The organism is Chitinophaga solisilvae, from assembly GCF_009928525.1.
Lineage (GTDB): Bacteria > Bacteroidota > Bacteroidia > Chitinophagales > Chitinophagaceae > Chitinophaga > Chitinophaga solisilvae.
The window spans coordinates 584,899-599,177 of record NZ_JAABOK010000003.1 but is presented as its reverse complement, the minus strand read 5'-3'; the positions used below and the strand labels follow the sequence as shown (position 1 = coordinate 599,177).

The following is a 14,279-nucleotide window of genomic DNA, read 5'->3' as shown; positions in this document are numbered from 1 at the left end:
GTTTATTATTATACACAGATTGTGGATAATTGCCAGAACACTTTACGGGCAAGTTTGTTATTCATCGAAACTGATACAAAAATCCGGCTCAAAATTTGTCGTTAACAAAGATTTACCCTGGTGTGTTAATTATAATGTGATAAGTATCAAGAAGTTCATGAATAGAAAATGAATTGAATGCATATTTATTTAGCAATGTGGGTTATTAATAAAAAAATTATACTTTTGCGACAACCGGAACAATGCGCTATTGATGTACAATAAAATATACTCTTCGTTCATCGAAAAAAAGGCTAAGAAAGAAAAGGCATTCGCGGTTTTAATTGATCCGGATAAGGTAACTCCTGCTGGAATAATTGAGCTGGCGGCTAAGTGTACTGCAGCCCGGGTAGACTATATCTTCCTTGGAGGCAGCCTGGTAATAACCGATCATTTAGATGAATGTGTACAACAGTTGAAAGCCAGCTGTGATATTCCTGTTATATTATTCCCCGGAAGCCCTTCCCAGGTTTCAAGATATGCAGATGCCCTGCTTTACCTCTCCATGATTTCCGGCAGAAACCCTGAACTACTGATAGGACAGCATGTGGTATCGGCTGCGGCCGTTAAAAAAAGCCAGCTGGAGGTTATTTCCACCGGCTATATGGTGATAGACGGCGGCGCACCCACTACTGTTTCCTACATCAGCAACGCCACGCCTATTCCTGCCGACAAGGCGGATATAGCCATGTGTACAGCCATGGCAGGGGAGATGCTGGGGATGAAAGTTATTTATATGGATGCCGGCAGCGGCGCCCGTAATCCTATTACAGAAACCATGATCAGCAGGGTAGCCAGCCAGGTGGAAGTACCTATTATTGTGGGCGGAGGTATCCGCGATGCAGAAAAGGCTTACCTGAACTGTAAAGCCGGTGCGGATATTATTGTGGTAGGTAATGCTATTGAACACGATCTTTCCCTGATAAAGGAACTGGCAGATGCCGTTCACTCTTCCCAGAAAGCTTTTAGCCGCTAGTCTTTCCGACTAACGGCTAAAAGCCGGAATTACAGGCTCATCATTTCTTTAAACTTCACCGCTTGTCTGCGGCTCACTTCAATTTTTTCGCCTCCTCTCATTTCCAGTAACAATCCACCATTGAAGTAGGTGTCAATTTTTTCGATCATCCGCAGGTTCACGATATGTTTGCGGTTGGCGCGGAAAAACACTCTTTCGTCCAGTCTTTCTTCCAGTGCGTTGAGCGACTTCAGGATCAGCGGCTTGTTGGTTTCGAAATACACGCGCGCGTAGTTGCCCACACTTTCAAACAGGCGTATTTCCTGCAGTTTCACAAACCAGCAGCGATCACCGTCCTTTACAAATACCTGGTCGTTTTCAGACAGGAGCGTGCGGATACCACCGGAAGCGAGCAGGCGGTCTTTTTCGTCCTGCTGATGCAACTTATGGATAGCATCCGCCAGCCGCTTGGGTTCTACCGGTTTCAGCAGGTAGTCCAGCGCATTGTATTCAAATGCTTTCAGCGCATATTCGTCATATGCGGTGGTAAAGATTACCTGTGGCGTTTTTTCCAGTTCGGCCAGCAGGTCAAACCCGGTTTTATCCGGCATCTGAATGTCCAGGAACAGCAGGTCAGGATGTAGCGTTTCAATCTTCTCTATACCATCCTTCGCGTTCACAGCTTCGCCTACCACCACAATTTCCGGATGGTCTGCCAGTAATTTCTTCAGTTCACTTCTGGCAAGGCGTTCATCATCTATTATCAATGCTTTTTTCATTGGCAATATGAAGTTTGGTTGATGACTATTTTTTTATCAAATAAATAAAGCCATAGCAGGCAGGGCCGGCTACAGCGGTTTCCGTTATAACAAGTGATCAGAGCAATGGCATCACCACACTGGCGACCACCGTTTCTTCATCTTTATTCCTGATGTCAAAGGTAGCCCTGTTGCCAAACAGAAGGCTCAGACGCTGCCGGGTGCTTTGTAAGCCGAAGCCGTGGCCGTTGAGACCTTTTTCCACCATTTGCCCTGTATTTTCTATAGTAATCTGGTGTTCCATTCCTTTCAGCCGGGAGGCAATATATACCGTACCTCCGCTGATAACCCTGGAAATCCCGTGCTTGATCGCATTCTCCACCAATGTCTGCAGCATCATGGGAGGGACCTGTAGTGACAGCGTATCCGGATCAATCTCGTATTTCACCTGTAACCGCTCTTCAAAGCGGATATGTTCAAGTGCAAGGTAATCCTTTACAATGTTTAATTCATTTTCAAGGCTCACTGTTTCAGCCTTTTCAATGGCCATAGAACTGCGGAGAATATTGGAAAGCTCTGTGATAGCGGTTCTTGCGCGCTGTGGATTTTCATCAACCAGTGCCCGTATGCTGTTTAACGCATTAAAAATGAAATGCGGGTTCAACTGCGCCTTAATGGTTTTGAGTTCCAGTTCTTTCACCGTGGATTCCAGTTTCAGCCTGTCTACCTGAGAGGTTCTGTTCCGTTCTATATAATGCCATGTAAAATAAATTCCCCACCAGATGATAGAGATGGCAAAAGATGACAGCAGCCCTCCGCTCATCATAATATTTTCCAGGAAATTCTTTCCCTTCGGCCTTTGCCCTACCAGGTATTCTAATGTCTGGTTATAGGCAAAATACCAGATGATACTGGTACCGACAACCGCTGCCAGGAATAATATGCTTTGTTTCTCCAGGCTGTAACCTTCCCAGTCACCCGACCTGTTGATAAGCGCCCGGAAAACATGAGTGGATATGACACCGCAAATGGCGAAAATGATCGTCAGAATCACCACTGCACGTAAATTTGGCGTATTCAGGGTGAAATTGAAAAATATATTTATAATCAAATATACAGACCACCCCACCAATTGGCTCCACCAATATTTGGATACCTTTTTTAACATTCAATCAAATTAGTAAACTTCCCCAGTATACCAAAAATACCGTTTGGCTCCCCCCGGCCGAACCTAAATATTATAAATGGCGAATCGTCCGGGTAAATGGCGAATGGCCCCACCCGAATGGCGGATACTGTGAAAGTGGCGCATTTCCCTTTGGTATTTGGCTACGGAACGCATAATTTATGTACTTTTGTTGTTAAACAAAAACCCTGAGCCATTATATGAATATCACGGCCGGTCCACTTTTAAGCCAGATAACATATCCAGCTGATTTGAGAAAGCTGAGCAAAGAACAGCTTCATCAGGTGTGCGATGAACTCCGTCAATACATCATTGACGTGGTGAGCGTACATGGTGGCCATTTTGCAGCCAGCCTGGGTGTAGTGGAACTCACTGTTGCACTCCACTACGTATTCAATACCCCCTATGACCAGCTGGTATGGGACGTAGGGCATCAGGCATACGGACATAAAATCCTGACCGGCCGCAGGGACGCATTTCCAACCAACCGGAAATACAAAGGCCTCAGCGGATTCCCGAAAAGAGATGAAAGCGAATACGACACCTTCGGTGTCGGACACTCTTCCACCTCCATTTCCGCCGCACTGGGTATGGCCATGGCTTCCCACTACAAAGGAGAATTCGATAAACAACATATTGCCGTAATCGGTGACGGAGCCATGACCGCAGGTATGGCCTTCGAAGCACTGAACCATGCCGGCGTAGCCAATGCCAACGTGCTCATTATCCTCAACGATAACTGCATGTCCATTGACCCTAACGTAGGCGCCCTTAAAGAATATCTTACCGATATTACTACATCGCCGACCTATAACAAATTACGCGACGATGTATGGCACCTCCTGGGTAAGCTGCCTGTAGGCAAGAAATTTACCCGCGATATGGCCTCTAAACTGGAAGCCAGCCTCAAAGGCGTCGTGTCCAAATCCAGCAACCTGTTCGAATCCCTGCAGATGCGCTATTTTGGCCCTATAGACGGCCATAATATCACTAAACTGACAGATACCCTGCAGGACCTGAAAGATATTCCCGGCCCCAAACTGCTCCATATCGTTACCACAAAAGGAAAAGGATATGCCCTGGCAGAAAAGGACCAGACCACCTGGCACGCTCCCGGCCTGTTCGACAAAATCACCGGCGAAATCTTCAAAAAACAGATCGACAGACCACAACCACCTAAATATCAGGATGTTTTCGGCCATACCATCATCGAACTGGCTGAAAAAAATGATAAAATTCTCGGCATCACTCCCGCCATGCCTTCCGGCTCTTCCCTCAAATTCATGATGGAAAAAATGCCGGACCGCGCATTCGATGTGGGTATCTGCGAACAACACGCCGTTACCCTCTCCGCCGGTATGGCCACCCAGGGTATGCGCGTGTTCTGTAATATCTACTCTTCCTTCTTCCAGCGCGCCTTTGACCAGGCCGTTCACGATGTGGCTATCCAGCACCTTCCCGTTATCTTCTGTCTCGACAGAGCAGGACTGGTAGGCGAAGACGGCCCTACACATCATGGCGCCTACGATATCGCGTATATGCGCGGTATCCCCAACGTCATCATCAGCGCCCCCATGAACGAAGAAGAGCTGCGTAACCTGATGTACAGCGCACAACTGCCTGAAAACAACAGCCCTTACGTTATCCGCTACCCACGCGGACAAGGTGTAATGCCCGAATGGCGTACTCCTTTCAAAGCCATCAAACCCGGTACCGGCCGCAAAATCCGCGATGGTAAAGATATAGCCATCCTCTCCATTGGTCACGTAGGTAACTTCGTTACAGAAGCCTGCAAAGAACTGATAGCAGATGGCCTCCAGCCCGCCCACTACGATATGCGCTTTGTGAAACCGCTGGATGAAGCCATGCTTCATGAAATCTTCCAGTCATTCGACAAAGTCATTACTGTAGAAGACGGCGCCGTTAAAGGCGGCTTCGGCAGCGCCATCCTCGAATTCATGGCTGCCCACCATTACAAGGCAGACGTGAAAATCATGGGTATCCCCGATACCATCATTGAACACGGCAAACCGGAAGAACTCTTCCGTGAATGCGGCTACGACGCCGCCGGCATTGCCCGCACTACCAGGGAAATGCTGCGGGAAAAAATTACAGTAACGATTTAAAATAATTACGAATTACGAATTGCGAATTACGAATGAGGAGCGAAGACATAAGCGAAGAAGTAAATTCTTTATCCGCTTATGTCTTCGCTCCTCATTCGTAATTCGCAATTCGTAATTCGTAATTCCCCTACATTATGTATTTGCAACTGAGGATTACCGACATCAGGAAAGAAACACCCGGCACCTTCACCTATTACCTGGAGCCTGTTGCTCAGGAACCTGTCAGTTACCTTGCCGGACAGTTTCTGACCTTCATCATACAGCTGCATGGGAAAGAATACCGCCGTTCTTATTCTTTCAGCTCTACGCCCGGTATTGATCCATATATGCGTGTTACCATCCGGGAGAAGGAGAATGGCGAAATTTCAAGGCATATCCTGCGCACCTGGAAGAAAGGCGATGTAGTGACCTCCCTGGAGCCTTCCGGCCGTTTTACATTTGAACCTGGTACCAATGGCGCCAGAGATATTTTTCTGATGGCTGCCGGCAGCGGTATTACACCTGTTTTTTCACTGCTGAAACAAATGCTGCACGAAGAACCTTCTGCCCGTATAGTACTGATCTATAGCAATACCACGCCGGAAAGAACCATCTTCCTGCAGGAACTGCAGACACTGCAGGAGCAATACAGCAACAGGTTGCACTGCATCTGGCTTTTCAGCAACGATCCGGAAAGTCAGCATACCTACCGCCGGCTCAATAACATCCTGCTGGAATTACTGGTCACAGAACACCTGTTGTACAACAAGCCGGAAGCACAGTTTTTCCTCTGCGGCCCGCCGGAATATATGCGCATGATTCTGCTCACCCTGCATTTTATGGGCTTCCGGGAAGACCAGCTGCATAAGGAAAATTTTGTCGTGAATACGGAAGCCCGCCTGGCCAGAACTACCCTGCCCGCAGATACCTCGCTCAAACAGGTGAAGATATGGCTGCGCCATGAAGTATATGAACTGCAGATTCCTGCTAACCAGACCATCCTGAGTTATGCCCTGGAACATAATATAGCACTGCCTTACAGCTGCAAGGGCGGCGTATGCGGGTCCTGTACTGCGCTGTGCACCGGCGGGAAAGTATGGATGCCTGTCAATGAGGTGCTGACCGATAAAGAACTGGCGGAAGGCCTGGTGCTTACGTGCGTCGGCTACCCGGCCAGTGAGCAGGTATCACTTGAATTATAAAGTATCATAATGCAGATAAAATTGTCAATCACTCATCTTCATCTATTATTTTTTACCTGTCATTATTTTTCATAATTTTTGATGAAAAGCAGGTAATGCGTGTCTCCCCAATTAAGATTGCATGTTTGTGTTTACTATTCCTGGTCATTGTCATCAATGCATACCTGATTATCGGGAATGAATTCTCCATTGTCAAAACCGGGCTGATCGCCTGCGAAATCGTTACCGGTATTGTCTTCCTGCTACTATCTATCACACTGCTCCAAAAAAATTATCATTTTATACAATACGAAAGGTTATTCAGTCAGCATCCCGTGCCCATGTGGATCTATGATAAGAAAACACTGCATTTTCTTTCCGTAAACCAGGCAGCCTGTGATAAATACGGCTATACCCGGCAGGAGTTCCTGCAACTAACGCTGGCGGATATACGGGAAAAGGAAGAAGTAGAAGCCCTGATGGAAAATATCAGGGACAGATGCAACGGTGTTGAATACCGGGGTATCTGGAAACACCGGAAGAAAAACGGCATTAACTTCTTTGTGGAAATATATGCGCACTCTACCAGCTATTATGGCCGTCCGGCACGCTTTATCATGGCGAAAGATGTGGACGAACAGGTGAAGGTGGCACGGGAAGCGCATCAGCTGGGCGTACGCTATGAACTGCTGGCACAAGCTACCAACGATGCCGTATATGACAGAAACCTGCTCAGCAACACCGTAAGCTGGAATCATGGACTGGCGAGCCTCTTCAGGCATTCGCCCGAAGAAGAAACGGATATCTTCGACTGGTGGAAAAACAATATACACCCGGCAGATTGCCCGCAGGTCATGACTTCACTGGAGCAATGTTTCACACATAACCGGAATTACTGGTCGGAACAATACCGCTTTCTTTGTGCAGACGGTTGTTATAAATATGTGGTTGACCGTGCTTTTATCATGTACAGCAATAACACGCCCATGCGTATGATCGGCATGATGCAGGATATAGACAAGCACGTGAAACAGGCTATGCGGCTTGAAGAACAGAATAAAACGCTGCGCGAAATCGCGTGGATCAATTCACATGAAATCCGCCAGCCGGTGGTTTCCATACTGGGTATAACCCGGCTGTTCGACACCAGTAATCAGGACATACATCTCAACTCCCGCCTGATGGAATGGCTGCACCAGTCTACCCAGCAGCTGGATGATATCATCCATAAAATAGAACACAAGACAAAAGAAATTCAGTAAGCGAGGCTATACATCGCAGGTGATAAAGTGATTAAAATCGTCTTTTAATTCGATAAACAGTTTCTGGAATATTTCCATACGGTGCTGTATGGTCTGGTAGTCGTCAACCGGACGATCATCATGTACTACCTGTGGCTGGTCTGATAATTTTTTAGAGCATTGTTTGATATCGTGGTACATCTCGTCGGCAACTTCCCGTTGTCTTAAAAAACGGTTCTCAAAATGTTCCACTTTCGACATGATTTCGCGGGGGGCAGTACTCAGTACAATCTGCTCCAGTCTTTCCCGCATCATCTTCACTTCAGTTCTGACATCGTTCACTTCTTCTTTCCATGCATTCATCTGCTGCTGCTCTGCAGGCTGTGTTGTAATTTCCATGGTGTATTGATCAATTTAAATGATGAGATAATATATTTTCATCATTACCAAACGCTGTATTCAATATCCATTAATGTTTTACATCAGGCCGATCTTTCTCTTAAAGACTGATTCTAAGTTACAATCTTTTTCGATGCAACAATCATAAGTTTTCCGCACATCTTTTTGATGATTTATAAGTAAATACCGAACTCCGGGAAGAAAGTCATCGCCTCCAGGATGCCCCCTGCGCCGCTGTGTCCGGCCTGCAGTACATTCTTCATTCCGGTAGTGCGTACTACCAGTTCCGGCTCGGCTTCTCCCACTACCACGCCTTTAAATCCCATTTCAAACATGGAGTAGTCGTTCATGGAATCGCCGGCTACCAGCACCTGCTGATGCGGCAATGCCATAACTCCCAGCAGCTGCTGCAGTGTATTGCCTTTACTCACGCCACGCGGCAATATATCCAGGTATTTTCCTGCCGATAACAGCAGGTCGCAATGCAGGGAAGCAGCTACTTCCCTCGCCGCCTCAATATCTGTAGCGTCATCGTAATAGTAAGAACAGCGGTATTGCTGATGCGCTTCCTGGTGCAGCAGCCCCTCCACTGCTTTCAGTTGCTCCCTGACATGATCGCCGGGCCACAGGCTGGCAATGCCCGACTGCACAGGCTCTACCGGCGCCAGTGAAGCCAGGTGCGTAACCGTAGCCCCCACATCACAGATGATGTATTCCGGCTTAGGAATGGTTTCATCTTCCAGCAGCCGCAGTACACTTCGTATACCCCTTCCCGTTACAAAAACGAGTTGAATATCATTTCTGCTGCGTATTAATGTGTATAATTCTTCCCGGTGCGCTTCCGAGCCACCCAGGAATGTTCCGTCGAGATCCGTTGCCAATAACATAATTAATCCTCCGTGCTGGTAAAATATAATGTTTGCAGATGAAATACAAATACAGTTCCATCTCTTAACATAAATAAAAAGAGACCAGCGTTACCGCTGATCTCTTGTCAATATATAATGGGTTAATAAATGACCTGTTGAATATTAGTTCAGCATTGGTACATCTATCAACAAAAACTCTGCCGGTTTCAGCACTTCAAGCTGTGTGGTATCATAATCTTCAATACCAATAGCATCGCGTGTTTCCAGCACTTCTCCTGCAATCTTCACCTCTCCGCTCAATAAAAACAGATAGCAGCCGTTACCTTTCTGTTTCGGTGTAATATCCAGCTGCTGGCCTGCTTCGAGCTTACCCAATGTAAACCAGGCATCCTGATGTATACTGAGGGCGCCATTACTGCCATCAGGTGAAACTATCTCCTGCAGCCCATTTTCAGGGAAGGCAGGTGAAAATGTTTTCTGATCGTGGCGGGGTTTGATATTCCTTTCTTTCGGGAATACCCATATCTGCAGGAAGTTCACATCTTCTGTTTTGGAAGCGTTGAATTCTGAATGCACCACTCCGGTTCCTGCACTCATCACCTGCACATCATTTCTGCGGATGATTTCCTGTTTACCGGTGTTATCGCGGTGTTCCAGCGCACCATCCAGTACAATGGATATAATTTCCATATTGTCGTGCGGATGCGCGCCAAAGCCCATTCCACCTTTTACTATATCATCATTCAATACGCGTAATGCGCCGAAATGAATTTTATTGGGATCATAATAATTGGCGAAACTGAATGAATGATGGCTTTTCAACCAGCCATGATTTGCGTAACCTCTGTCTGCTGCACGATGAATAATCTTTTTCATAACTTAATTCTCCTTTTGATTTACAATACAAAGGTCGTATAAAAGGCAGGGGAAGAAAATGGACCATATGAAGAAAAACGTGGACAAAAAAAGGGAGATGCCCTGCACCTCCCTTTCTACATCATATTGCTGCTGATATTACACCAGTGTAGCTTCCATAGTGATTTCCGTATTCAGCAGCTTGCTGATAGGGCAGTTAGCTTTTGCATCAGCTGCCATTTCAGCAAATTTAGCTGCATCCAGTCCGGGTACAGATGCAGTCACTACCAGGTGGCTGGAAGTGATAGCGCCATTCTCCAACGTAATAGTGCATTTGGTATCGATATTACCGGGGGTGAAGCCGGCTCCGGAGATTACGAAACTCAGTTTCATAGTGAAGCAGCCAGCGTGCGCTGCAGCCACCAGCTCTTCCGGGTTAGTACCTACACCCTCTTCAAAACGGCTGCTGTAGGAATATTGCGTGCTGTTTAATACGGTAGACTGGGACGTTAATGTTCCTTTACCTTCTTTACCGGTACCTTGCCAGTTGGCAGATGCAAATCTTTTCATGTTAAAAATGCTTTATTATTTGAGGTGATTAATCCTTTCATTGAAGGGCCACAAAATACAAAAGAATTGCGAATTACGAATTACGAATTGCGAATTGCGAATTACGAATGTAGAAGCGAAGAGCTAATCGTAGATTAAAGGTGATATTTACTTATCCCCGTCAATCTACGATTAGCTCTTCGCTTCTACATTCGTAATTCGCAATTCGTAATTCGTAATTATATCAACTCAACCAGTTTCTCTATCGGCTTTCTCACCTTAATTGCATGTTGCATTGGATCATCTTCCTGTCTGAAGCCAAGCCCGGCGATAACAACGGTAGCAAGGCCTTTCTCTTTCAGTTCCAGTATTTCGTCGTATTGGGAGGCATCGAAACCTTCCATAGGGCAAGTATCAATACCTTCTGCGGCGGCAGCGGTGAGCAGCGTGCCCAGCGCCAGGTAAGCCTGTTTGGAGGTCCATGCAGCCGACTTTTCAGGTGTCAGGCTGTTAACTGTTCCTTTCATCATGGCCCCGAAGCTGGCAAGATCTTCCGGGTTGATGCTACGCACCTGGGCGATATGATTCGTATATTCGTCTACGTGAGATTCATTAAAATTGTCCACTCTTGCAAAAATGACCAGGTGCGATGCATCAGTGATCTGTGGCTGTCCCCAGGATGCGGCTTTCAGTCTTTCTCTGACAGCCGGGTTTTCCACCACCAGTATTTTATACGGTTGTAAGCCGTAGGAAGAGGCGGAGAGCCTTGTTGCAGCCAGTACCCTGTCCAGTTGTTCCTTGCTTAATTTCTTTGCCGCATCAAATTTCTTTGTTGAATAACGCCATTCCAGTTGTTCTATGATGTCCATTGTATATAGTATTTTTAGCCGTTTCCGGTAGTTATTATTGTTTAATCATCTGTACACTTGCCAGCAGTTTCACTTCATCGCTGAGTAAAACGCCACCGGTTTCTGTTGTAGCGTGGAAAGTAAGACCGAAATCCTTACGGTTGATTTTACCGCTCAGTTCAAATCCGGCTTTGGTCTGGCCCCATGGGTCCACCACTTCACCACCGAATTCAACGTTCAGCTCTACCGGACGGGTATTGTCGCGGATGGTCAGGTCGCCAATCAGTTTGTAATTCTCACTGTCTACTTTCTTCACTTCTTTAGATACAAACTGCAGCTTGGGATATTTGGCGGCATCAAAGAAATCGCCTGCGAGCAGGTGCTCATCACGTTGTGCATTCTGCGTGGTAATACTATTGATGTCTGCTTCGAAAGAAATGCTCGCATCGCTGAAATCATTGCCTGCAGTGGTCATGGTAGCATCAAATGTTCCGAACTGACCGGTAACGGTCGTGATCATCAGGTGCTTCACTTTAAATTGTACATCGCTATGTGCGGAATCTATTTTCCAGGTTGTCATATATTTCGGTTTAAGTTGTTATTGGTAATTTTTAATTCAGAAAGCCCATTTTACCGGCATTAAAGTCGTCGATGGCCTGATTGATTTCTTCCGGTGTATTCATCACAAACGGACCGTATGCTACAATAGGCTCATTGATTGGCTCACCGCTCAGCAACAGTATGGTCGTGTCTTCCAGCGCAGTGATGTTGATGTCTGTACCTTCATGGTCAAACAATACTGTTTCTACACTTTTCGCGGCGTTGCCGTTGAAGTCCGCTTCTCCATGAAATACCACCGCTATGGTGTTGTAATTTTCAGGGAAGCTGGTGGTGATCTTATCGCCTTTCTTCAGTTTAATATCCAGCACATGCAGCGGCGTGAAGGTTTTGGCTGCGCCTTTGATACCATTGTATTCTCCGGCGATTACGCGTACATATCCTTCTTCGCTGACGTTTACTACCGGTATTTCGGCTTTGGTCAGGTTCTGGTAACCAGGCTGACTGTTTTTAAATGCTTTGGGAAGATTTACCCAGAGCTGCGCCATTTCAACCTTTCCGCCTCTTTTGCTGAATTCGGTCTCGTGTTTTTCTTCATGCACGATACCTGCTGCGGCAGTCATCCATTGCACATCGCCGGGAGCCAGTTTACCATGGCTGCCAGTGGAGTCGCGGTGTTCCAGTTCCCCCTGATACACTACGGTTACGGTTTCAAAACCTTTGTGCGGATGCTGATCCACGCCACGGGGCCTGGTGGTCGGCGGGAAATAAGACGGCGCGCCGTAATCCATCAGGATAAAGGGGCTTACCATATTATTGGTGGAGCGGGTGCCGCCCGGCAATACGCTCTGTACCCTGAATCCGTCGCCCACCATGTGAGGGGCCGGCGCTATCAAAATCTGACTTACATGTTTTATTGTGTTTTTCATATTTGCCTCCTAAGACAATACAAAAGTACATGTTACAACACCCATCGGAAATGGATAAAACGCATTACCTGATGGACTTTTTTCAGAAGGGGGCTAAAATCATTGCTGGTGGCTGATAGTACGGGAAGCCTCCTTGAATTCGGAGGGGCTTTGAGAGGTATATTTCTTAAAAAAGCGGCTGAAATAGTGCGGATCTTCAAATCCCAGCTTATAGGCTATTTCTTTGGCAGTAAGGTCTGTATTATAGAGGTAGCGCTGGGCTTCAAGGATGACCCTGTTACGGATGTGCTCCCCGGCAGTAATACCGGAAAGCTGCTTGCTGATTTCATTCAGCAGCACGGGTTTTATATGCAGCAGGTCTGCATAATCAGATACGGTTTTTAATTGCTGGTAATTTTCTTCGATCAGGTTTTTGAATTTCAGGAAGACAGAACTGTTATGCTGGGCATGTTGTTCCGGTGAGATGCCCACACTTTGCCCCTTTATCCGCGACACCAGCACCAGGAAATAACGCAGCAGGCCATGCAGGGCCATTTCATACTCCGGTTCGCGGGTGGCAATTTCCTTCATCATCAGGCGCACAATAGCTTCTATATCGATGGATTGATCCTGATCCAGGGTGATAACGCTACTGAACTGGCTATTGAAAAACAGGCCGGAATTAATACCGGATACCTGTGTCTGGTCTTTCAGGCACATAAAGGCATCCTGAAAGGCAATCATATAACCTTCTATCCTTTCGCTCATCTGCAGGGTGTGTACCTGTCCGGGAGCCAGAAAAAAGAGGGTATTTTTCTTTACTTCGTGGGTAACAGTATCGATGGTGTGAAACAGCTTACCTTTCTTGATCCAGTATATGGTATAAAAATCGTGGCGGTGCGGCACCCCGATACGGCTGAAAAAGGTTTCACCCAGTTCACAAAGTCCGGACACCACAAAGGTAGGATCTGCCTGCGCATATTTCGGCAGGGACACAATTTCTATATTTTCACGTTTATCAGCCATCGATCAGCGTTGTTCCTGCCGGTTCTTCCTCGCGGTCAGCAGGGTCAATGTATTCAACAATAAAATTATTTCTTCCTTCTCCCACCATAATACCCAGGTGTTTCATCTGCACCAGTTCCAGCATGCTCAGAAACAGGAAAATAGCGTGTACGCGGTCTTTACAGTGATCGAATATTTTTTCGAAAGCCAGTGTTCTTTCCGCTCTAGCCAGTTCTTCCATATACATCCTGGAGCCTTCCATAGTGTAATCGTACTTATACACTACGTGCTGGGGCTTATGATCGCGCTCTTTCATGCGCTGCATCACCTTTTCAAAGGTTTTGGCCAGCTTAAAGAGGGTGAGGGTCTGTACTTCGGTACCTTCGCTGGTAGCTTCCCCGATTTCCGCCAGTTCTTTAGCGATATTACCACGCTTGATCTGCAGCATACGGTCGGCTTCCATTTCCGCCAGTTCGGCGGCAGCCTGCTTATAGCGCTTGTACTCCAGGATTTTATCAATCAGTTCCATCCTGGGATCTATCTCATTCCCCTGTTCGTCAACTTCCTTGCGGGGCAGCAACATCTTTGCCTTGATACGCATCAGCGTGGATACAAACAGGATGAATTCACTGGCCAGCTCAATATTCAGCGACTCAATATGATGGATATAGTCCAGGAATTCCTGCGTGATAGTATTAATGGGAATGTTGTAAATGTCCAGCTCATCCCGTTCTATAAAGAACAACAGCAGGTCGAAAGGACCTTCAAATTGCGGCAGCTTGATTTTATAGGAAACTTGTTCGCTCACATTATTTATTTTAAT

At 46.6% G+C, this 14,279-nt stretch carries 15 protein-coding genes; 4 read left to right on the top strand and 11 right to left on the bottom strand.

What is annotated here, in order from left to right:
- The first annotated feature begins 253 nt into the window (after positions 1-253).
- A complete protein-coding gene (locus GWG06_RS08375) occupies positions 254-1,015 on the top strand; it encodes a phosphoglycerol geranylgeranyltransferase (RefSeq protein ID WP_127034904.1) in 762 nt (253 codons plus the stop codon).
- A 29-nt stretch (positions 1,016-1,044) separates the two neighbouring features.
- On the opposite strand, the gene GWG06_RS08370 is transcribed toward GWG06_RS08375, so the two are convergent.
- Together GWG06_RS08370 and GWG06_RS08365 are read right to left on the bottom strand one after the other, a co-directional pair.
- Positions 1,045-1,773, bottom strand: a complete 729-nt coding sequence (locus GWG06_RS08370) for a LytR/AlgR family response regulator transcription factor (protein WP_127034906.1) — start codon at positions 1,771-1,773, stop codon at positions 1,045-1,047.
- 97 nt (positions 1,774-1,870) lie between these two features.
- Positions 1,871-2,809 (bottom strand): sensor histidine kinase, encoded by a 939-nt coding sequence (locus GWG06_RS08365; protein ID WP_235938224.1) that lies wholly within the window; start codon positions 2,807-2,809, stop codon positions 1,871-1,873.
- A gap of 329 nt (positions 2,810-3,138) precedes the next feature.
- On the opposite strand from GWG06_RS08365, the gene dxs reads away from it, so the two are divergent.
- The 3 genes from dxs (at position 3,139) to GWG06_RS08350 (ending at position 7,486) form a co-directional block, all read left to right on the top strand.
- On the top strand, positions 3,139-5,064 hold the full coding sequence (gene dxs / locus GWG06_RS08360; RefSeq protein WP_160712515.1) for a 1-deoxy-D-xylulose-5-phosphate synthase: 1,926 nt from the start codon (positions 3,139-3,141) through the stop codon (positions 5,062-5,064).
- 134 nt (positions 5,065-5,198) lie between these two features.
- Positions 5,199-6,245 (top strand): ferredoxin--NADP reductase, encoded by a 1,047-nt coding sequence (locus GWG06_RS08355; RefSeq protein WP_160712513.1) that lies wholly within the window; start codon positions 5,199-5,201, stop codon positions 6,243-6,245.
- A gap of 125 nt (positions 6,246-6,370) precedes the next feature.
- Positions 6,371-7,486: a PAS domain-containing protein gene (locus tag GWG06_RS08350; RefSeq protein ID WP_158631323.1), complete on the top strand. Its 1,116-nt coding sequence runs from the start codon at positions 6,371-6,373 to the stop codon at positions 7,484-7,486.
- A gap of 6 nt (positions 7,487-7,492) precedes the next feature.
- On the opposite strand, the gene GWG06_RS08345 is transcribed toward GWG06_RS08350, so the two are convergent.
- From GWG06_RS08345 to GWG06_RS08305, 9 genes are all read right to left on the bottom strand, one after another.
- Positions 7,493-7,864 carry a hypothetical protein gene (locus GWG06_RS08345; RefSeq protein WP_160712511.1) on the bottom strand — a complete coding sequence of 124 codons (372 nt, stop codon included), beginning with the start codon at positions 7,862-7,864 and terminating at the stop codon, positions 7,493-7,495.
- A gap of 173 nt (positions 7,865-8,037) precedes the next feature.
- Positions 8,038-8,751: an HAD-IIB family hydrolase gene (locus GWG06_RS08340; protein ID WP_160712509.1), complete on the bottom strand. Its 714-nt coding sequence runs from the start codon at positions 8,749-8,751 to the stop codon at positions 8,038-8,040.
- 144 nt (positions 8,752-8,895) lie between these two features.
- Entirely contained in the window at positions 8,896-9,609 is a 714-nt protein-coding gene (locus tag GWG06_RS08335; protein WP_160712507.1) for a pirin family protein, read from the bottom strand.
- 138 nt (positions 9,610-9,747) lie between these two features.
- Positions 9,748-10,158: an OsmC family protein gene (locus GWG06_RS08330; protein ID WP_127034922.1), complete on the bottom strand. Its 411-nt coding sequence runs from the start codon at positions 10,156-10,158 to the stop codon at positions 9,748-9,750.
- 218 nt (positions 10,159-10,376) lie between these two features.
- Positions 10,377-11,006 (bottom strand): NAD(P)H-dependent oxidoreductase, encoded by a 630-nt coding sequence (locus GWG06_RS08325; RefSeq protein WP_160712505.1) that lies wholly within the window; start codon positions 11,004-11,006, stop codon positions 10,377-10,379.
- 34 nt (positions 11,007-11,040) lie between these two features.
- Positions 11,041-11,565 (bottom strand): YceI family protein, encoded by a 525-nt coding sequence (locus tag GWG06_RS08320; protein ID WP_127034926.1) that lies wholly within the window; start codon positions 11,563-11,565, stop codon positions 11,041-11,043.
- Positions 11,566-11,596: 31 nt separating this feature from the next.
- Positions 11,597-12,472 carry a pirin family protein gene (locus GWG06_RS08315; RefSeq protein WP_127034928.1) on the bottom strand — a complete coding sequence of 292 codons (876 nt, stop codon included), beginning with the start codon at positions 12,470-12,472 and terminating at the stop codon, positions 11,597-11,599.
- Positions 12,473-12,571: 99 nt separating this feature from the next.
- Positions 12,572-13,477 carry a helix-turn-helix domain-containing protein gene (locus GWG06_RS08310; RefSeq protein WP_127034930.1) on the bottom strand — a complete coding sequence of 302 codons (906 nt, stop codon included), beginning with the start codon at positions 13,475-13,477 and terminating at the stop codon, positions 12,572-12,574.
- Positions 13,470-14,264, bottom strand: a complete 795-nt coding sequence (locus GWG06_RS08305) for a segregation and condensation protein A (RefSeq protein ID WP_127034932.1) — start codon at positions 14,262-14,264, stop codon at positions 13,470-13,472. Before GWG06_RS08305 ends, GWG06_RS08310 begins: the two co-directional genes overlap by 8 nt.
- Between the last annotated feature and the right edge of the window lie 15 nt (positions 14,265-14,279).